This window comes from Couchioplanes caeruleus (assembly GCF_003751945.1).
Classification (GTDB): domain Bacteria; phylum Actinomycetota; class Actinomycetes; order Mycobacteriales; family Micromonosporaceae; genus Actinoplanes; species Actinoplanes caeruleus.
In genome coordinates this window covers 7291834-7312384 of sequence record NZ_RJKL01000001.1, presented here as the reverse complement: position 1 = coordinate 7312384, position 20551 = coordinate 7291834, and the positions used below count along the sequence as shown (strand labels likewise).

Sequence of the window (20551 nt, the reverse complement as noted above, 5' to 3'; positions counted from 1 at the left end):
GCACGATCCTTTTGTGCGCGATGAGTCCAACGCCACTCCCCGGCCGAGCCTCAGGCGATCCGCTCTGCCAGTTCGCGCAGCCGACGGCGCAGGCGGTTGACCTCCTGCACGGTCATCCCCATCGTGCTCACGATCGAAGCCGGCACACGCGCCGCCCTGCCCTCGAGGTCGAGTCCCCGGCGGGTCACGCCGACGTGTGGATGTTCATGAGGATGCGCTCGTCACTTCACCGTGGTGGCGGCGATCGGCGAGAACGACTCGTCCGGCAGCACGAGCCGGAACTCGTACCGGTGCCCGCTGGTCAGCATGGCCGTCTCGAAGCGGTTGCCGGACACCGGGAACGGGTCGAAACGCCAGTCCTCGCCGGCGCTCGCATCCCGCAGCTGGATCCGGTACAGCAGCCCGGCGCGGTTCTCCTGCCAGGTGACGGTGGCGACCCCGGCCCTGTCACTACGGGCCACGATCCGGGTCGGCATGGACGCGGGGAGGCGCACCTCGACCGCCGTGGACCGGGGCCCGACGCCGCCGTCGCTGAACGCGGCCACCTGGAACTCGTACACATGGCCGTCGATCAGGTTGTGCACGGTCGCCTCGGTGCCCTCGACCGGTACCTCCTCGCGGACGAACTCCCGCTCGCCGGCGGTCACGTCCCGCCGGAACAGCCAGTACCAGGCCGAGCCGGTGGACTGCCAGGTCAGCTCGACGAGGCCGGGGCCGGCCTCGGCCTTGAGCCGCGATGGCACCTCGTCCGGGGCGGCGACATTCGCCGTGGCGGTCACCGTCGGCGACCACGCGCTCTCCCCGCCGTCGTTGACCGCCGCGACCGCGAACTCGTACTCGTGGGCGTGGGTCAGCGGGCCGGTCTCGAAGGTGGTGCCCATCGCCAGGCCCGGCGGCCCCCACCGGGTCTCGCCCCGGGTCAGGTCGCGTCGGTAGATCCGGTAGCCGATCTCCGGCGCGGCCTGCTGCCAGGCCAGATGGATCGAGCCGTCGGCTTGCGCCTCGGCGGTGGGCCGGCCGGGTGCCGGCGGCTTGGCCACGGTGGCCGTGACGCGTACGGGCGGGGACGGCTTGCTGTCGCCGCCGCCGCCGACGGCCACGACCGTGATGTCGTACCGGTGGCCGTGCCGCAGCGGTCCGATCGTGGCGCTCAGGCCGGGGTACGCGCCGGCCGGCGACGCCGTCTCCTGTCCGGCAGTGAGGTCCCGTCCGAACACTTTGAACAGCTGGACGAAGGGGATCGGCTCCCAGTGCACGGTGACCCGACCGTCCGGTCGGGACTCGGCGCGCACCCCGGTCGGGGCGCCCGGGGGTGGCACGGTGGCCCGCATCGTCGCGGTGGCCGACAGCGGGCTCTCCCGGTGACCGGCCACGGCGGTCACCGCGAACTCGTAGTCGTGCCCGTTGACCAGGAAGTCCGAATGGAAACTCGTCGCCGGGCCGGGCCCTTCGCCGGGCAGGCGTACGAAATGGGTCTGCCCGTCCGTGACGTCGCGCCGGTAGATCCGGTAGGTGATGCCGTCGCCGCGCACCGGCTGCCAGGCCAGGGCGGCGGTGCCGGCGCCGTCGGCGGAGGCGGTGAGTCCCTGCGGCGCCGCCGGGCGTCGGGCCGAGGAGCCGGCCGGTGGCCACTCGACCTCGACGAACCGAGGCCGGTAGATGCTTGCGTCGGCGTAGGTGACCGCCTCGTCCAGGTTGTTGACGTTGTAAGAGATCAGCAGCCGGCCCTTGCGGGCCAGGTGGAGGTGCAGGTCGGCGTCGTAGACGATGTGCCCGGCCCGGACTTCGGGCGCGCTGAACAGGTAGTGCGGCCCGCCGAACGGCCCAGCGGGCGACTTCGCGGTGTACGCCACGAAGTCTGCGCTGAAGGTCAGATTGTTCTCGTGGGTGACCAGGACGTAGTGGCTGCCGACCCGGCGTACGCCGTAGTTCGTCCCGACGCCGCTGAGCAGCCGCGCCGACTCGGCCTCCGCGGTGGACCACCTCGTGCCGGTCCAGAACTCCCAGGAGCGCGTGAGGTCCGTGCCGTGCACCCGGGCCAGGTGCGCGAACTTCATGGCACCGGCCGCCTCGGTGCCGTAGACGTACGTCCACTCTCCGTCCGGCATCACCTCGGAACCCCACGAGACGCGGGTGCCCAGCGGCAACTCCCGGACCGTGCCGGGTGACGGGCCGGGCAGCTCGAAGGTGGTCAGCCCGGTGCCGGTCAGCTTGTGGTCCAGCGGCCCGGCCCCGGTACGCCGATACCGGTTCACCAGCACCTGCACGGTGCCCGCGGTGACCGCGGCGTCGCCGACCCAGTGGAATTCGTCGTCCGACTCGGTGGGCACCAGCGAATCCGGCCTTGCGGGCGTACCGCCGGCGCGCAGCGGGCCGAGTTCCGTGCCGGTCTGGATGATCGCCGAGTTGTGGATCAGCGCGGAGGTGCGGGGCCGGGAGCCGTCCGCGCCCGGGCTCCCGAGGAACGTGTCGGAGAAGAGCCAGAGGGTCCGGCTGTCCGGCAGCGGCACCGAGGCCGTCCGGTCGGCGCCGAGCCAGGTGCCCGAGGTGTCGCCGTACCGGTGGAACATCGCGGTCAGCTTGTCGGCGGCGATCCCGCCGTCATCGGCCGGTGACTCCGGTGCGGCTGCCGCCGCCATGGCCACCACCGTCAGCGAGACCGCCAGCACACACCCCAGCGTTCGCCGCGCCACCCTGTGCACTTCTCCGGCCCCCGTCCGCTTCTCGGTGCACAGAAAGGCTTTCATCTTCGGATCGCACTTCGGTAACGGACGTCCGAACTCGGAGCGCCACCAACCCGCCCATCACGATGAGGGCGGCCGCGGCGGCGCCCAGCGCGCCCAGCGCGATGCCCTCGACGGTGTGCGGCAGCACCAGCCAGGCGACGAGCACGAACACCGCGGTGACCGCGCCCAGCGGCGCCGACGACCACTTCGCCTCGGCCGCCACCTGCGCGTTGACCAGCATGAACACCACCCCGTAGCAGGCGCCGGTGGCCGCGAAGATCCAGGCGTGCCGGCCCAGGTTCACGTAGTCCGGGCCGCCGGCGAGCCGGAACGCCAGGCCGCCGGCGAGGGCCGCGGCCGACACCAGCACGGCGCCGCACGCACCGACCAGCAGCAGGCTGAGCCCCAGCGTGCGCCGACTGCCCTGGGCCAGCCGAGGCAGGGCCAGGATGGTCACCACCTGCGGCGCCCAGAGCGCGCCCTTGGTGAGGACCGTGCCGACCGCGTAGGCCCCGGAGGCGTCCGGCGGCAGGAAGCGGCGGGCCAGCAGCAGATCGGCGTACGAGACGACGAGCATGGCCAGGGTCGCGCCGCCGGCGGTCAGCACGGCACGCAGCGGGAGCGGTTCTCCCTCCTTGTGTACGCCCTTGCGGCGGGCCAGCAGGTGCAGCACCGGCAGGGCCAGGATCGCGGTGGCCGCGCCGATGAGCAGCGACGTGGTCAGCCCGAAGCCTGCGGCCAGGCCCAGGACGACGCCGCCGTACCGTCCGCCGGCCACCACCGCGATGCCCATCGCGAGCGGCAGGAACCGCTGGTCGCCCTGCATCTCGCCGAGCCACCGACCGGCGGCGACCACGCCCACCGTGGAAACCGCGGCCAGCGCGGTCGCGGCGGCCGGCAGGTGCAGCACGGCGACCGCGATCGGCATGGCCAGCAGCAGCGCGCAGGCCGCGCCGAGCACCGTGTAGAGCGCCGAGCGGGCGGTGGGCACCGGACCCGAGCGGGCCCGGTGCACGGCGACCGCGATCTGCAGCCCGGTGCTGGCCACCCCGGCGATCGCGGTCATCGCGAGCAGCGTGGCCAGCGCGCTGAGGTCGGCGGCGGTGAGCGTACGCGCGCCGAGCACGGGTACGACGTACGCCAGCGCGTTGGCCAGCACGCCGGCGGCGGTGACCGCGAGTCCCGCCGTGCCGATCCCGTTACCTTTCGCCATTCCTGCCCGTCCCGGTTCCCGTCGTCGTTGCGTGGATCAAACTGAGTCGTGTCTTTGCGACGGCTCGCGCTCCCGGCGACGGCGCTCGTGGTCACCGTCCTGGTGCTCGCGCCGCTGGCCGCACCGGGCTACGTCCTCTCCTATGACATGGTCTTCGTGCCACGTCAGCCGCTGCGCTGGGAACTCGTCGCGCCGTCGGCCACGCTGCCCCGGGCGGTCCCGCTGGACGCGCTGGTCTCGCTGGCCACCCAGGTGGTGCCCGGCTGGCTGGTGCAGCGGGTGGTGCTGGCCGCGGTGCTGCTCCTCGCGGCGCTCGGCGCGGGCCGTCTGGTCCCGGCGGGGCGGCTCGGCACCCGGCTGACCGCCGCGGTGGCGTACGCGTGGACCCCGTACCTCGCCGAGCGGCTGCTGCTCGGGCAGTGGGGACTGCTGCTGGCCTACGCCGCCCTTCCCTGGATAGTGTCCGCCGTCCTGCGCGTTCGCGAGGGTGACCGCCGCGCCCTGCCCGCGCTGCTCGGATTCGGTGCCCTGGCCGCGGTGACGCCGACCGGCGGGGTGCTCGCCCTGGCCGCCGTCGCGGTGCTGGCCGCCCGCCGCACCGTCCTGAGCGTCGTGGCGGTGGCCGGGACAGCGCTGCTCAACGCGCCCTGGCTGATCGCCGCCGTCCTGACCGACGCCGACGCCCGCAGCGACCCGGCCGGCGTCGCCGCCTTCGCCGTCCGCGGCGAGGGCTGGAGCGGTCCGCTGGGCGCGCTGGCCGGCACCGGCGGGATCTGGAACGCGCAGACCACGCTGCCCAGCCGGGCCTCGGTGCTGGCCCCGCTCGGCACTCTGCTGCTGGTCGGGTTCGCGGTGGCCGGCTGGCGTCCGCTGCGGGACCGCTGGCCGGCCGGCGTCGCGGCACGCCTGCTCGTACTGGCTGGCGGCGGCTTCCTGATCGCCGCGTTCGTGCTGCTGCCGGGCGGCCGGGCGGCTCTGGAGTGGCTGGTCGCCACGGTGCCCGGGGGCGGCCTCTTGCGCGACGGTCAGAAGTTCGTCCTGCCGTACGCCCTCCTGCTCTGCCTGCTGGCAGCCCTCGGCGCCGAACGCGCCGCGGCCGTCGCCCGGGACCGGACCGGACAGGAGAGCGCGGCGAGGGTGGTGCTGGCCGGCGTCCTGCTGCTGCCGGTGGCCCTGCAACCGGATCTCGCCTACGGCGCCGCCGGCCGGCTGCGGCCGGTGCCCTACCCGGCGGACTTCGCGGCGGTGGCCCGGATCGTCGACGACCGCCCGGGTGAGGTGCTCTCTCTGCCGCTCGCCGCCTATCACACCTACTCCTGGAATCTCCGGCGGACCGTGCTGGATCCGCTGCCGCGCTATCTCGACGCCGAGGTGCTGACCGACGACCGGCTGGTCGTGGGGAATCTGGTCGTGGCCGGGGAGGACCACCGGGCCGGCGCGGTCCGGCAAGCCCTGGCCTCCGGTGCGCCGTTGTCCGGCCTGGGGGTGCGCTGGGTGGTGGTGCAGCAGGTCGCCGGAGGGCTCCCGGTGCCGGATGCCGCCCTGGCGGGCCTCCGGCTGATTCACGACGGACCGCACTTGGACCTGTACGAGAACCCTCTTCGCAGGGAAGTTACTTGGTGGTAGCGTCCCCGCCCACGCAGAGCTCACAAGCTTCGAGGAGGAGTCACATGATGAGCAGAGCCCTTCCGCTGCTCTTGGCCGGGGTCGTCGCCCTTGGTCTGGGCGCACTCGGTACGGCGGCGCTGGTCAACAGCCTCGCCGGCTCGTCCCAGGCGACGGCGGGCAGCGTGAACGAGGAACAGGTGACCAAGGACGTCCTGGAGACGGGCGTCTACGGCACCAGGTGAGTGCGTGGTCCCGACGCGCGAAGCGCCGGGACCACCCACCCTCGGCTGCTCGACCAGAGCGGCGAACTTCTCCCCCGCCGACTCCCAGGTGAACCGGTCCGCATGGGCCCGCGCCGCGCTGCCCATCTCGATGCGCAGCGCGTCGTCGGCGAGCAACAGCCGCACCTTCGCGATGAAGTCCGCGTGATCCTCTGCCAGCAGGCCGGTCTGGCCGTCGACCAGCGACTCCTCGACCCCACCGGCGCCCCGGAACGCGATGTTCGGCGTGCCCACCGCGCCCGCCTCCACGATGGTGAGGCCCCAGCCCTCCTTGAGCGAGGGGGTCAGTGCGAGCCACGCCTCGCTCATCATGACGCGCTTCTCCTCGTCGCTGACGAAGCCCGCGAACCGGACCTGGTCGGCGATGCCGAGACCCTCCGCGTACTCCCGCAGTTCGTCCTCCCACCAGCCCTGGCCGGCCACCACGAGGCTCAGGCCGGCGAACTGCGGGGACAGGGCGGCCACCGCGTCCAGCGCCATCTCGACCCGCTTGTGCGGCACGAGGCGGCCCACCACGACGAGGGACGGCTCCGGCGTACGGGCCACCGGCGCGGCCGGGGCCATCTCCGGCGTGCCGTTGTGAACGATCGTGACGCGCTCCGGGTCGACGCCGATCACGGCCAGCTCGTCGCGGCTCGCGGCGGAGACGGTGACGTAGCGGCATTTGCGGTAGACCCGCGGCGCCAGCCTTGACTCGATCCACCAGCCGATCCGGGCGAGCCGCGGCGTCAGCACGACCGGCCACTGCTCGCGGTGCACGTGGTGCACGAGGGCGATGACCGGACGACGGCACCACAACGGGGACAGGAAGGGCAGGCCGTTACCGACGTCGACCAGCACGTCCGGCCGGCCACCGCGCCGGCTCAGCGGGCCGAAGCCGAGGACGCCGAGCAGGTAGGTGAGCGCGGCCCAGAGGTAGACCGTGTGCCGGCCGCCGCGGCGCAGTACGCGCAGCCCGGCGGCCGTCGTCTCATCTGCCGGACCCTCGCTGTGAGCTGCACAGAAGAGCGTGGCCAGGTATCCCCTGCGGATCAGCTCCTCGGCGATCTTCTCCACATACACTTCGGATCCGCCACCATGGGGATTGCGGGTGTCCCGCCAGTTGAGGAACATGACGTGCCGGTTTGCTGCGGCTGATATGTCCACATTCACCTCTACCGGTGAGTAACATTTGTTGGCCGCGTCACACTATGGGCCGCCCGGTAGCCCCACATCGGTGAAAAGGAGGAGAATGCATCACCCACTGAACCGTGTCGACTCCGCCGAAGTGGGTGATGCCGTTCCCCGTTCGGTCTGGCGGATGCGCCTGTTGACGGTCTGTCTCGGCCTGACCGCGCTTGCGTTCCTGCAGGACCCGGGTCTGACCGTGATCGACACCAAGGTCGACCTGGCGGTCGATCCGGCCGGATGGCTGGCCCGGGCGCTGCACGTCTGGGATCCGGCCGGCACCTTCGGGCAGCTGCAGAATCAGGCGTACGGCTATCTCTGGCCGATGGGGTCGTTCTACCTGGTCGGCAAGCTGCTCGCGATCCCGGCCTGGGTGATCCAGCGGCTCTGGTGGGCCGTGGTCATGACGGTCGCGTGCACCGGCCTGGTGAAGCTGGCCGAGCGGCTCGGCATCGGCTCGCCGTGGGCTCGGCTGATCGCCGGCGCCGCCTTCGCGCTCTCCCCCAGGATGATCACCGAGCTCGGCCCGATCTCGGTAGAGGCCTGGCCCAGCGCGCTGGCGCCGTGGGTGCTGGTCCCGCTCGTCGGGCTCGCCCAGGGCGCACCGCTGCTGCGCTCGGTCACCCGGTCCGCCCTCATCGTGGCGTGCGCCGGCGGCGTGAACGCGACCGCAGTCCTGGCCGTGATCCCGCTCGCCGGCCTCTGGCTGCTCGGGCTGCGCCCGTTCCCGCTGCGGATCAAGGCGCTGATCGCCTGGGGCATCGCGGTCGGCTGCGCCACCGCGTGGTGGGTGGTGCCGCTCCTGCTGCTGGGCCGGTACAGCCCGCCGTTCCTGGACTACATCGAGACCGGCACGGTGACCACGGCGCCCACCGACATGGTCTCGGTGCTGCGCGGGGCGTCGCACTGGCACGCGTACCTGAGCAGCTCGTTCGGCCCGCCGTGGACGGCCGGCTGGCGGCTGGCCACCGAGCGGCCGCTGGTCGTGGCCTCCCTGGTGGTGGCCGGCCTGGGCATCGCCGGCCTGGCCCGCCGCGGCATGCCGCACCGGTGGTTCCTGGTCACCGGCCTGCTGGCCGGCCTGGCCCTGGTCGGCCTCGGGCACGTCGGGGCGGTCTCCGGACTGTTCGCGGAGTCCCAACGGGCGTTCCTCGACGGGGCCGGCGCACCGCTGCGCAACGTGCACAAGTTCGACGTGATCGTCCGACTGCCGTTGATCCTCGGCATGGCGCACCTCCTCACGGTGGTCGCCCGGGCCGCGAGCACGGCCACCGGCCCGCGGGTCGGCCCGGCCCGGTGGCGCGCGGCCACGCTGACCGGCATGGCCCTGATCGGCGTGGCCGGGGTGGCGGCGCCCGCTCTCGGCGGCGGGCTGGCCGCGCAGGGCAGCTTCCAGTCCGTGCCGGGCTACTGGCGGGAGGCGTCAGGCTGGCTCAACCGGCACCTCGACCAGGAGCACGTGCTGGTGGTCCCGGGCAGCCGCTTCCCGCGCTACCTGTGGGGCAGCCCGAGTGACGAGATCACCCAGCCGCTGCTGGACAAGCGGTGGGGCGTGCGCAGCTCGATCCCGCTCGCTCCGCCGCAGACCATCCGGGTCCTGGACGCCATTGAGCGCACCCTGACCAGCGGCGCCGGCTCGGCCGGGCTGGCGCAGTTCCTGGCCCGCTCCGGGGTGCGCTACCTGCTCCTGCGCTCGGACCTGGACTACGGCCGCTCCGGCGCCACCCAGCCGACGATTGTGCGTGAGTCGCTGGCCCGCTCGCCGGGACTGCGCCAGGTCACCGGGTTCGGTCCGTACGTGGGCGGCGGCCGCCTGCCCGGCGTCTTCGTCGACAACGGGCTCAACCCGCGCGTCCGGGCGCTGGAGGTCTGGGAGGTCACGCAGACCGTCGCGCCGGTGGTGGCGTACGACTCGAGCGACCTCACCACGGTGGTGGGCGGTCCGGAGTCGGTGCTCGATGCGGCGGCCGCCGGAGCGCTACCGGCGGGGCCCACGGTGCTGGCCGGGGACCGTACCGAGGAGACCGCCGACGGGTCGGTGCTGCTCACCGACGGGCTGCGCCGCAAGGAGGTGTCCTTCGGCCTGTCCCACGACAGCGCCTCGGCCACCATGCAGGCCGGCGAGCAGGCCCGGCTGGGCGCGCCGGCCCGCGACTACCTGCCCGCGTGGAGCGAGGGCAACGAGACGGTGGTCGAATACCGGGGCATCGAGACGGTCACCGCCTCCAGCTCGTTCGCCGAGGCGCAACCGCTGTCCGGGGCGCGGCCCGCGTACCAGCCGTTCGCGGCGCTCGACGGCGACGTCGGCACCTCGTGGCGCTCGGCCCCCGGCACGTTCGCCACCGAGCAGTGGTTCGAGGTACGCCTGCCGGGCGCCCATCTCATCCGCGAGGTGCAGCTGACCTTCGACCTGGGCACCGACTCGATACCCACCCGGATCACCGTGACTTCCGGGTCGAATCCGCCGGTCAGCCGGGACGTCACCGGCGCCACGACGACAGTGCCACTGAGCGCCGCTACGCGCTCTGACCGGATCCGGGTCGAGTTCGACCAGGTGAAAGACGTACGCCTCGGCTTCGGCGGCGTCGGCATCACCGAGCTGGCCATCCCGGGGCTGCGGGCCGAGCGGACCCTCGTGGTGCCGCCCAGCCCGGTCGCCGGCGTGGCGCCCGGCATGGTCTTCACCGCCGCGCCGGCCGTGCCCGCCTGCTACTTCGTGAACCGCCGCCCGGTCTGCAACGGCGACCTGGCCCGCGCCTCGGAGGACGGCACCCGGATCGACCGGACCGCTACCGTGCCGGTCGCCGCGCGATACGACCTCACCGTGAAGGCCCGCCCGCGTCCCGGCTCGGCGCTCAACGCGCTGCTCGACGCCGGCGGCCGGGCCGCGCTGGCCGAAGGCATCACCCCGACCGTCACCGCGTCCAGCATCGGCGTGCTGGAGCCGGCCGCCCGCCCCGGCGCGGTCGCCGACGGCGATCCGGACACCGCCTGGTACGCCGCCGACGAGGATCGGCACCCGTGGCTGCGGATGGTCTGGCCGGCGACCAGAACGATCTCCGGAGTGCGGCTGACGGTCGGCGCCGAGACGGCGGCGGCCCGGCCGTGGCAGATCACCGCGATCGGCGACGGGGACGTCCGCAACGGCTTTCTGGACGCCGGCGGGACGCTGGTCTTCGACCCACCGATGAGCACCGACGAACTGACCGTGCTGATCGCCGACACGGTGTCCGCGGCGTCCTACGACCCGTACCGCAACATGCAGCGGGAGCTGCCGGTGGCGGTCGGGGAGTTCACCGCGCTGCCGGACAGCGCGCCGGCCCGGGCGCCGGAAACCACGAGAATCGACCTGGGCTGCGGCAGCGGACCGAATGTCGTGGTGGACGGCGTCGCCCGCGCCACGGCGCTCGTCGCCAGCCGCCGTGACCTGCTCGAACTGCGCGAGGTCGAGGCTCGGGCGTGCGGCGCCGGCGCGGCGGACCCGGTGCCGGTAGCCTCCGGCGAGACCCGGATCGTGGCCACCGCCTCGAAGCTGGCCACGCCCGGCAGCCTGGTCATGACGCCGGTGACGGGCAGCACCACGGGCAACCGGCGCAGCGTGGTGCCCTGGCGCGATGCGGCGGCCGGGACGGGCCCCCAGACCCCGGTACGGGTGGACGCCTGGGACGCCACGATCCGCCGGCTGCACGTGAACGAGTACGCGAACCAGCGGGTCATCGCCCTGCGGGAGAACGCGAACGTCGGCTGGACCGCCAGCATGGCCGGCGAGGCGCTGCCGTCCGTGGTGGTCGACGGCTGGCAGCAGGCCTGGCTCGTGCCGCCCGGCGCGAGCGGCGAGGTGGTGCTGCGCTTCGGGCCGGACCGGCTCTACGTCGCCGCCATCGGCGGTGGCGCCGTGCTCCTCGCCGGAGTCGCGGTGACCGGCGCCCTGGCCGGGCGGGGCGGGGGCGGCCCGCCCGTGCTGGTGCCCGCGTCCGGCCGCCGGGGCCGCCGACTGCTGCTGCCGGCGCTGTTCGGCGGCGTCGCGCTGGTGGCCGTGGGCGGTGTGGCGGCGGCCGGCCTGGCCCTGCTCGGCACGGCCGCTGTGCTGGTGCCACGGATCCTCCAGCCGTACCTCGGCCGGCACGACCGGCGGCTGCGCCGGCTCGGTCGGCTGGCCGGCTGGCTACTGCCGGTCGGGTTCTTCGCGCTGGCGGGCCTGCTCGCGATGCGCCTCGGCGGGCACACCGCGGCGCTGCCTCAGCTGGCCGCGCTCGGCTCCACCGTGACGCTCTGGCTCTCCGTGGTCCTGGCCCGTGGCGGTCCCGGCCAGCGGTGGCTCAAACGCTGAGCCGGCTTCTCGACCAGGTAGTAGCTGAGGGCGGCGAGCGTCAGCCCGCCGCCCACGGTGATCAGGTACGTGGACAGCAGCGGCCCGGTGAACTCCGGCCGTCCGGTCACCGCGTACAACTCCTCCAGCACGAACGGGTGCCACAGGAACAGGCCGTACGACACGGTGCCCAGCCAGCGGGCCACGCCGCTGCCGAGGATCTCCTTGGTCCGGGTGTGCGGCCCGAACGCCAGCGGGACCATGATCAGGATCGCCAGGAGGGAGTACAACAGCAGCTTGAGCCCGAACTCGGTGGCGGTCGGCTCGGCCAGGTCCCGGGGACCGGCGATCGGCGTGGTGGCGATCGCGTAGACCGCCAGCGCGCTCACCCAGCAGGCGAGCGGCGCCGCCCCGATCTCGTCCAGGAAGCGCCAGCGCGGCCGGTGCCCGTGCCGTAGAGCCACGTGCACCGCGGCCAGCGCCATGCCGCTGCCGAACCACAGGCCGTACGCCGGCAGCCACATGGTGTGCAGGCTCCCGGACAGCACCCCGGCGCCGATCAGCACCACCCACGTGCCGGTGATCAAGAACCCGCCGGCGATGATCGGCCACGGCCGCCCGGTCGGCTTGCGTCCGCTCACCAGCAGCGCGGCGAGCAGCGGCAGCAGCGCGTAGAAGGCCACCTCGGTGGCCAGGCTCCAGGTCTGGCTCAGGCCGTGCTGCAGGTGATCGGGCCCGTATATCTGGGTCAGCGTGACGTGCCGGATCCAGTCGGCCGGGGTGGCGTCGTCGTTGCGCGGCAGCACCAGCAGGCACACCGCCACCGTCACCCAGTATGCCGGAAGCACACGCATGGCTCGCCGCCAGAGGTAGCGGCCGGTGCCCGGACGGGGTTTGCCGGACGCCTGAGCGTGCGCCCAGGGCCGGTACAGCAGAAATCCGGAAAGCACGAAGAACACCGCCACTCCGGCGTCCATCCGGGCGAACCAGCCACCCCACGGTCCGCCACCGGTGTTCACCCCCGTCGCGAAGCCGACGTGGTGCCCCACCACCGCGAGCGCCCCGATGACCCGTACCGCGTCAAGAGCGGGGACGCGATGCAGCGTGGCAGTCGAAATCGGTGCAGACATTGGGCCGTCCAAGGGTTCCGTAACTATGTGACCGGCGAGTAACCTCCCGGCCATTATCGGCGACGGCCTCCCTCATGCGGGACAGCAGTCGGCCGGCTGGAGTGGAGGTTCAATGAAAACTCGCTTGGGTGTCATCCTTTTCGGCATCGGCGTCTTCGCCGTGGTGATCGCTGCTGGGCTCGCGTTCTTCGTCGCGCCGTCGGTCGCCCGGCTCCCATACGACCTTAAGCTGTGCACGGAGACGGTGAAGGAGGACTGCCTGCGGCCGAGCGTCGCCGAGGCGCAGAATGCCCAGTTCCTCTACACCAAGGGCGGCGACGCACCGGTAGTCGGGATCAAGGCCGGCACGCTGCAGTCGACCACCGAGATCTCTCCGCTGCCGGACACCACCGACAAGGAGCTGACCGGTGACCTCAAGGGCGAGGCGGTCGTCTGGCGGGGCCTCGGCACGGTCGTCTGGACCGAGAAGAACGAGACGATCAGCCAGTACGAGGCCCTGATCGCCGTCGACCGGGACACCGCGTCCGCCGTCGAGTGGAACGGACAGAAGCTCAACGACGTGGCCGCGCCGGCCGTTCCGGCCCCGGTCTCCTACACCGGCCAGCTCTACAAGTTCCCGTTCGGCACGGAGCGGAAGAACTACGAGTACTTCGACCGTGACCTGCGCAAGGCGCTGCCGATCGAGTTCAAGGACACTGAGAAGATCGACGGCCTCGAGGTGTACCGCTTCGAGCAGGTCATCCCGGAGACTGCGTTGAACTTCTCCCAGGAGCGGATCGCGTCGCTGATCGGCGCGTTCGCCAAGACCGCCACGAGCGGCGAGGTCAGGTACAGCAACACCCGTACCATCTGGGTCGAGCCGGTGACCGGCAACTTCATCAAGGTGTCGGAGCGGCAGCGCAAGACCTTCGTGCCGAACGTAGGCGCGCCGACCCAGCTCCTCAACGGCGACTTCGTCTACACCCCCGGCACGGTGTCGCACAATGTCGCGTCGGCCGGTGACAGCAAGAGCCAGATCCAGCTAATCAGCCTCTGGCTGCCGATCGGCGTGGCCGTGCTCGGCGCGATCCTGCTGATCGCCGGACCCTGGATGGTGGCGACGGGCCGCAAGGCTGCCCGCGGACGCCACGAGGAGATCACCGACGAGAACGACGTTTCCGAGGACGAGAACGGCAAGGTCACGGCCTGACCAACTCGGCACACCGGGTCCCGCACCGCGCCAGGGTGCGGGACCCGGAGGTGTCATGCTGATGTGACCGTTCCTTGTCACTGCCGCCGATGAGCGGTGGCCGCCTGGTCTAGTGCGGTCAGGGAACTGCGGATTTCGTCGGCCGCGGGGACATCGAGGCCGGTGTAGAGGCTGAGGGCCTCCTGCCAGTGGCGGCGAGCGAGGTCGAGGGCGCCGCCGGCATGGTGGATGCGGGCAATACCGGTGTGAGCCCGGGCGTGTTCGTGTCCGTCGCCGGTCTCGAGGGTGAGAGCGAGCGCGGCGGTGTGCTGGATGCGGGCCTCGTCGGGGCGTCCAACGGCGTAAAGGGTCTCGCCGAGCCCGTTGAGTGCCGCGCTTTCGCCGGAACGGCTGCCGATCTTGCGGTAGAGCTCGATTGCCTGCCGGTGGTGGTCGGCCGCGGTGGCATAGCGGCCCTGCTGCCGGTGGACGAGGCCCAGTTCGTTCAGTGCGTCGGCTTCGCCGGGGCGGTTGCCGATCTCGCGGTCGAGGTGCAGCGCCTGCTCCAGGTGAGCAATGGCTTCCTGGTAACGGCCCTGGCGCGCATGGATGCCACCGAGCCGTTCGAGCTGCATCGCCTTTCCCAAGGGGTCGCGGAGCTCGTGATAGAGGCGAAGGGCATGCCGGGAGTGGTCTACGGCTTCGTCGTAACGGCCCTGTTGCCGGTGGACGATGCCGAGGGTGTCCAGTGCGTCTGCTTGGCCGAGACGGTTACCGGTCTCGCGGAAGATGGCGAGGCCTTGACGCGCGTAGTCCGCGGCCTGCGCGTAGTGGCCCCACCTGCAATGGACGTAGCCGAGGTTGTTCAGTGCGCGGGCCTCCCCGGCCCGGAAGCCGATCGCGCGGCAGATGACAAGGGCGTGTTCGAGATGTTCGGCCGCCTGGGCATGACGTCCCAGTCCGTCGAGGCTGGTGCCAAGGCTCGTCAACGCATGGGCTTCGGCGGGCCAGTCACGGCAGATGCCGGCCGCGTGTCGGGCATGGCCGTGAATGGTGAGGGCGTCGGTGAAGTGACCACCGAAGTCCAGGTAGAGAGCGAGGGTGGCAGACAGGCGCCTGGCATGGCCCGGCCAGCCATGGCTTGCAGCGTGAGCGCAGGCGGCGACCAGGCTCTGTCGTACCGCGTCCAGCCAGGCCCGCGCGGTGACCGTATCGAGTACCGGCGGGGAGGGCGAGTCGACGGCTCGGATGCGCGGCCGCTGGAACATCCCGGCGGGGAACAAGGTGTCCATCGCGGTGGCGGCGGTGGCAAGGTAATGGTCGAACAGGCTCGTCAGGGCCGCTCGTCGTACGTCATCGGCGTCCTCGGCTTGGGCAAGGTCGGCGGCGTAGGCCCGCATCAGATCGTGGAACGCGTACCGGCCCTGGGCAGGTTGGACGAGCAGGTGAGCGTCCAGGAGGTCGTCAAGGATCCGGCCGACGCGGGCCAGGGGCAGACCGGTGAGCGCGGCGGCGGCGTACGGGTCCGTCTCGGTGCCCGGATGGAGACCGAGCAGCCGGAAGGTACGCTGCTGCTCGGCCGTCAGGTCGTGATAGGACAGGCTGAAAGCGGCGGCGACGCCGCGCTCCCCGTCGTCGAGCTCCGCCAGCCGGCCGTGCCGGTCGCTCAGCCGGTCGGCCAGGTGTGTCACGGTCCATGCCGGGCGGGCCCGTAGCCGCGCGGCAGCGACGCGGACAGCCAGAGGTAGTCGCCCACACAGTTCGATGATGCGTTCGATCGTCCCCGGGTGGCCGGCCACGCGGCCGGGCCCGGCGATCCTGCTGAAGAGGGCCGTCGCATCGGCCGGAGACAGGACGTCCAGCGACACCGATCGAGCCTCGTCGAGGGTGCTGAGCCGACGCCGGCTGGTGACCAGCACCAGGCAGCCGGGATCGGCCGGCAGCAGCGGGCGGACCTGTTCGGCGGTCCGGGCGTTGTCGAGCAGGATGAGCATGCGCCGGCCGGCGAGCCGGCTGCGGTAGAGCGCGGCCTGGTCTTCGACCTCAGCCGGAATCTGCTCGGCGGGCACCCCCAGGGCGTGCAGGAGCCGCGGCAGTGCCTGCCCGGGTTCGACGGCGGTGACGGCGCGGGTGTAGCCGTGCAGGTCGATGAACAGACAGCCATCGGGATACCGGTCGGCGAGCCGATGGGCGGCGTGTACGGCAAGGGTCGTCTTACCGATGCCACCCATACCGTCCACGGCGCAGATCACCACCACCCCACGGGGCTCGGTGGCGGCGTCGGGGACGAGGGTGAGCAGCTCGGCGAGTTCCTCCTGGCGGCCGGTGAACGCGGCGGTGGTGGCGGGCAGCTGCGCCGGCCGTCCCTCGCCAACCTCGCGGCCACGGTTCAGCGGCGGCGCGGGGCCTGGTGCCTGGCCGTGCAACACGGACCGGTAGGCGTCGTCGAGGACGGCGGCAGGGTCGACGCCGAGGTGGCCGGTCAGGTGGAAGCGGGTGCGCTGGTAGACGGCCAGCGCCTCGTCGCGGCGACCGGCGACGTGCAGGGCGCGGATGAGCAGCGCGGCGAGCCCTTCCCGGCCGGGATGTTCGCTGGCCAGCTCGGCCAGCAGCTCGACCACCTCAGCGCCGCCGCCTCGAGCGAGCTCGCCGGTGGCGAAATCTTCGGCCGCGGCCAGCCGCAGGTCGCTCATGCGAGCGCGCAGCGGGTCGAGTGACCTGCTGTCGAGATCGGCCAGAGCCGGGCCGCGCCACAGCCCCAACCCACGGCGCAACAGGTCGGCCGCGTCGGCGTCGTCGCCGGCCGACCGGGCCGCCCGGGCGTGACTCACGAGGTTGCGGAACCGCAGCCAGTCCACCAGTGCCGGATCCACCTCCAGGAGGTAGCCGGGCGGGCGGGCAATCAGCCGCGCCTGCTCACCGCCACCCGCTTGGCGAAACGCCGTTCGCAAACGTGAGACGTAGTCGGTGACCAGCCGGTCGACCGTCGTCGGCGGGCCGTCCGCGCCTGTGCCCCAGGCCAGCCTCACCAGATCCGACCGGCTCACCACGCGATTGGCGTGGAACGCCAGCACCGCCAGCACCGCGCGCTGCCGCGACCCCAACGAGACGCGGCGGCCGCCGTACCAGGCAGCGACATCGCCCAACAGCCGCAGCTCCAACACGATGACATCGTGTCACTACTCCACTGGTCGTGCCTTGGCCCGCGTGCTGCTACGGGATTGCTACGGCCACGTTCGGAGCCCGCTCCTCGATGCTTGCGTGACGGCGCCGCCGCCGGCGACACGAAACCCGAAAACAGACGAGCGCGAGCGCAAGGAGGTGTGGTGCATGACCACGTTCTACGACCACGACACCGTACGCATCACGGAACGATCCTTTTCCCACGGCCACCACCGGTATCCCATCAACCAGCTGGACAACCTCCGCAAGGCGCGCGGACCAGCCGATCGCATCGCACAGCGGGCCGCCTGCACCGCGACGCTCTCGCTACCCGCAGTTGTCGTGATCGGCTCGCTCGTCCCGCCGTCCGCGCTGCTCGTTCTGGTTGGAGTCCTGGTCGCCGCACCGGCCACCCTGGCCGTCGTACGGGCTCGAATGCGTCCGGCCGAATACCAACTCTGGGCGGACCATCAAGGGACACCGGTGCAGCTCTACCAGACCAGAAACACCATCGAATTCGGCAAGATCAGCCGGGCCCTGATCCGCGTGTCCCCAGTCGGTCGCGACCGTCCGTGACACTCGGTTCGACCGCCATCGACATCAGCGCCTTACTCAGCGTGGTGAGGACCAGGCCCGAACGCCGCCGGCGCGCGGCAACCACACCTGGTCCATGCCATCCAGCAGCGTCCCCACGATCGGAGGCCACTGCGGTCCTGGGCCGGGCACCGAGATCAGCCGATCGGGTGACAGTCCACATTCCCCGGCGGCCAGCGCCCCGAAGCCAGATGCCTTGCGTTTCGCCGTACGGTCAGGAATGTTGATCGGCGAAGCTGGCTGCCTGGCCTGAGGGATGTGTCGCAACCGGCGTGAACGCGGCGATGAGAACCTAACCGGAAGGCGAGTCATAGGTCGCCGGGATAATGAGCCCATGAGCAACGAGGCGAGACGCGCTGCGGTGGCGGCGCTGATCCGGCTTGCGGGAAGCTCCGATTACCGTGACCGAGCTGACGCGGGCCGCGGTCTAGCGAGCCTGGCCGAGACACCTGAGACCCAGGCAGCGCTGCTGGATCTCCTACTGGACACCGAGGATACGTTCGTCACCCGCGTGACGGCGGAGGCCCTTCTGCGTCGTCAGGACAGAGCTGGGCTTGCGGTGGTCGCCGCAGCGCTCGGTGCTGCCGATCTGAACCACGCTGACTGGATGCACACAGCAGTAATGGACGTGTTCGGGGTGCTCGCCAGCGACCGGGATGCCGCCGTGCGGGAGTGCGAGGCGTTGACCAAAGACACAGATGATCGAATCCGCCACGGCGCCCACCAGTTGATCGACATGCTCGCCGAGCTCAATCCGATCCTTTCCCACCGCGAGACGACTCCAGGAATTCCCGTAACCGGGTGACGGTCCGGCGCGGCCTGGCCATGCGCACCGACAAACTCGCCGCGCACTAACCAGGCCGCGCTCACCCTGGCCGGGATCCTGCTCTGGACCAAACCATGATCCGAGAGACGGTTCCTAGCGGTAACCGGAAATGCTCACCGGACGCCAGCCGGCGTCCTCCTGCAGCTTGGCGTTGTCGTCCCAGGTGAAGAAGTTCCAGTCGGAGAACGACTTGGTATCCGGGCCTGGCTGCTTGGTGGCGATGGCTGCGACGCGCACAGCCGTACCGACGGTGTAGATGTCCTTGTCGGTCAGCCGGTACCCGTCGGCCTCGGCGTTGGCCAGCCAGTTCTGGTAGTCACCGATCGCCTTGCCGTGGATCGCCCGGTACGGGGTGGCCGTGTTGCTCGGGGCGCCGGCACCCGCCGGGTCGTACAGCCAGACCGCGGCGATGCGGGCCTGACCGCCCAGCTCGTAGCCGTCGACCGAGATCAGCCGGTACCCGTCGGCGTCGTAGTCCTCGACCCGTTTCTGGTACTGGGCGTTGGTCATCCGGATGTGGGTGCGCCACGCGGCGTCGTTCGGATTCGCCACCCACACCGAGGCATACCGGGGCATGCCGCCGGCGTCGGTCCAACCGGACACCTTGGTCATCCGCCAGTCGTCGTTGAGCTGGTCGAACCGGGTGTTGAAGCCGGCGAAGTCGTGGCCGTGGGTGGCCATCCACTGGGTGCCGTCGCCACGCGCCCACGTGTTGGCGTAGTAGGTGGCGCCGCGGCTGCGGTAGCCGTTGACGTCGAGCAGACGCCAGCCGGCGCCGCGCAGGTTGTCCACCCGGGCCTGGTACAGGTTCGCCGGGGTGTCCGGGTCGGCGACGTGACCGCCGGAGTCCTTGATCCAGATCGACGAGTAGTACGGACCCTGGGCGAGGAAGTCGTCGGCCGCCGCGCACATCCGCTGCTCGACCGTGGCCTGTTGCCAGGTGGCCCAGGCGTGCTGGTTGGTGAGCCAGACGACGTTCAGGCCGTTGGTGCAGCGGGCCGCCAGCGTCTGCACGGCCTCCAGGCTGCCGCCGTGCGAGTAGGCCGACGCGTCCGGGTTCGGGAAGGCCCAGTACTCGTCGCCGTCGCGCGGGTTGCCGAAGTTCCACCACCGCGCATAGAACCGCGCCAGCGCGTTGGCCGTCATGGACAGACCGCCGTGCGCGGCCATCGACTCGTGCACCCAACCGCCGTCGGCGAAGCAGCGCCGCTGCCCGGCTTCGCCGGGGTACGTGCTGATCGGTTCGTTGGTGCCCCAGTTGTTGTCCAGGCACCAGTACGCGACCTCGCGCGGATCACGGGTGAGCCGCTTGCCGCGCGACAGCACCACGTCCGCCGACGAGATGCCGAGCGGCGCGAGCAGGCGCTGGTACACGTAGTCGCGGTAGGACATTCCGCTGACCTTCTCGATCACCATGCCGAGCATCAGGTAACCGAGGTTGGAGTACTCGCCGTCGGTGCCCGGGGCGAAGTCGAGGCCGAGCGAGAGCATGTACTCGGCGAAGTCCCGCGGCGTCGGCGGGGCGCTGAGGTTGCGCGCCTGGTACGTCTCCCACGCCCGGAACAGATAGTCGGTGGTGACCGTACGGTCGAAGCCGCCGCTGTGCCCGACCATCTGCCCGACGGTGATGTCCCGGATGCGGGTGTCGAAGTTCGCCGGCACGTTCACGGTCACGTGGCAGTTCGCCGGGCTGCCGGGCACACAGAACGCCCGGTCGCCCTTGTCGAGCATGCCGCGCTCGTCGAGGTCGTGGATCGCGGCGGCGGTGATCGGCTTGACGACGCTGGCGACCCGGAACAGGGCGTTCGCCGGGGTGGGCGTGCCGAAGATCTGCAGCGGGTTGGCCGGCGGCGGCACGTTGCGCAGCCAGAACGGGCCGGTCAGGCCGTAGCCGCGCTGGTAAATGGTGCTGCACTCGTCCGAGACGGCGAGCGTGCTGGAACCGATGTTCCACTGGTCCATCAGGTCCTCGGCCACGGCGTCGAAGCCGGCGAACCGGGACGCCGCGTGGGCGGAGACGGGGCAGTCGGCGCTGCGTCCGCTACGGGTGGGGCGGGCGGTGCGCTCGGCCTCGGCCGGGTCGCCGGGCGGCAGGGTCACCTCCTGGTCGATGCCCGGTGCGGCTTTCGTCGTGCGTTGGTACTTCGCCAGCTGTCGGGCGGCGTCACCGTCCGGTGCGGCGACGGCTGTGCCGGGCATGAGCAGACAGAGCGCTGTCACCGCGGTTGCGGCTGTGCCGGCGGATCGCCAGCGGGGCCCGCGAGGTTCCATATCACCCTCCTCCGTGGAGTTTTGTCCCCAGAGGCCTACCATCCGGACGCGTCGAATTGGGGCGATATGTGGTTTTGCTCCGCTGTCGGCGTATCC

9 protein-coding genes and 2 pseudogenes are annotated in these 20551 nt (G+C 71.7%); 5 read left to right on the top strand and 6 right to left on the bottom strand.

Translation table 11 applies throughout. The features are described 5' to 3' along the window. Positions 1-221: 221 nt before the first annotated feature. The gene (locus tag EDD30_RS32970) at positions 222-2669 is read right to left on the bottom strand and encodes a fibronectin type III domain-containing protein (protein ID WP_071808355.1); all 2448 of its coding nucleotides are present in this window, start codon (positions 2667-2669) and stop codon (positions 222-224) included. Next, positions 2602-3939, bottom strand: coding sequence for a hypothetical protein (locus EDD30_RS32965; protein ID WP_071808354.1), 1338 nt, complete (start codon positions 3937-3939; stop codon positions 2602-2604). The genes EDD30_RS32970 and EDD30_RS32965 overlap by 68 nt, the downstream gene beginning before the upstream one ends. Positions 3940-3987: 48 nt before the next feature. On the opposite strand from EDD30_RS32965, the pseudogene EDD30_RS39500 reads away from it, so the two are divergent. Beyond that, positions 3988-5538, top strand: a pseudogene (locus EDD30_RS39500) (MmpA family trehalose lipid delivery protein); the annotation flags it as partial. Positions 5539-5828: 290 nt separating this feature from the next. Here EDD30_RS39500 and EDD30_RS32955 read toward each other — a convergent pair. Beyond that, positions 5829-6974, bottom strand: a pseudogene (locus EDD30_RS32955) (glycosyltransferase family 4 protein); the annotation flags it as partial. Between the two features lie 154 nt (positions 6975-7128). Here EDD30_RS32955 and EDD30_RS32950 point away from each other — a divergent pair. Beyond that, a complete protein-coding gene (locus EDD30_RS32950) occupies positions 7129-11325 on the top strand; it encodes an alpha-(1->3)-arabinofuranosyltransferase (protein WP_170208297.1) in 4197 nt (1398 codons plus the stop codon). On the opposite strand, the gene EDD30_RS32945 is transcribed toward EDD30_RS32950, so the two are convergent. Further along, positions 11235-12434 carry an acyltransferase family protein gene (locus EDD30_RS32945; RefSeq protein ID WP_071806469.1) on the bottom strand — a complete coding sequence of 400 codons (1200 nt, stop codon included), beginning with the start codon at positions 12432-12434 and terminating at the stop codon, positions 11235-11237. The genes EDD30_RS32950 and EDD30_RS32945 overlap by 91 nt on opposite strands. Positions 12435-12546: 112 nt before the next feature. Between EDD30_RS32945 and pgfA the strand changes: the two genes are divergently transcribed. Next, the gene (gene pgfA, locus EDD30_RS32940) at positions 12547-13623 is read left to right on the top strand and encodes a cell envelope lipid trafficking protein PgfA (protein WP_071806470.1); all 1077 of its coding nucleotides are present in this window, start codon (positions 12547-12549) and stop codon (positions 13621-13623) included. A 77-nt stretch (positions 13624-13700) separates the two neighbouring features. Here the strand turns inward: pgfA and EDD30_RS32935 are convergent, their stop codons facing one another. Next, positions 13701-16766: an AfsR/SARP family transcriptional regulator gene (locus EDD30_RS32935; protein WP_084556533.1), complete on the bottom strand. Its 3066-nt coding sequence runs from the start codon at positions 16764-16766 to the stop codon at positions 13701-13703. Between the two features lie 43 nt (positions 16767-16809). On the opposite strand from EDD30_RS32935, the gene EDD30_RS32930 reads away from it, so the two are divergent. After that, complete coding sequence (locus EDD30_RS32930; RefSeq protein ID WP_244945671.1) at positions 16810-17340, top strand: DUF6232 family protein; 531 nt, start codon at positions 16810-16812, stop codon at positions 17338-17340. A 352-nt stretch (positions 17341-17692) separates the two neighbouring features. Then, positions 17693-18163, top strand: coding sequence for a hypothetical protein (locus EDD30_RS32925; RefSeq protein ID WP_071806472.1), 471 nt, complete (start codon positions 17693-17695; stop codon positions 18161-18163). Positions 18164-18277: 114 nt separating this feature from the next. Here the strand turns inward: EDD30_RS32925 and EDD30_RS32920 are convergent, their stop codons facing one another. After that, complete coding sequence (locus tag EDD30_RS32920; RefSeq protein WP_071806473.1) at positions 18278-20383, bottom strand: serine hydrolase; 2106 nt, start codon at positions 20381-20383, stop codon at positions 18278-18280. Between the last annotated feature and the right edge of the window lie 168 nt (positions 20384-20551).

Coding starts and splice junctions, on each gene's coding strand:
- EDD30_RS32965 (WP_071808354.1), bottom strand. CDS start 3,939: ATGGCGAAAGGTAACGGGATCGGCACGGCGGGACTCGCGGTCACCGCC.
- EDD30_RS32950 (WP_170208297.1), top strand. CDS start 7,129: ATGCGCCTGTTGACGGTCTGTCTCGGCCTGACCGCGCTTGCGTTCCTG.
- EDD30_RS32945 (WP_071806469.1), bottom strand. CDS start 12,434: ATGTCTGCACCGATTTCGACTGCCACGCTGCATCGCGTCCCCGCTCTT.
- pgfA (WP_071806470.1), top strand. CDS start 12,547: ATGAAAACTCGCTTGGGTGTCATCCTTTTCGGCATCGGCGTCTTCGCC.
- EDD30_RS32925 (WP_071806472.1), top strand. CDS start 17,693: ATGAGCAACGAGGCGAGACGCGCTGCGGTGGCGGCGCTGATCCGGCTT.
- EDD30_RS32920 (WP_071806473.1), bottom strand. CDS start 20,383: ATGCCCGGCACAGCCGTCGCCGCACCGGACGGTGACGCCGCCCGACAG.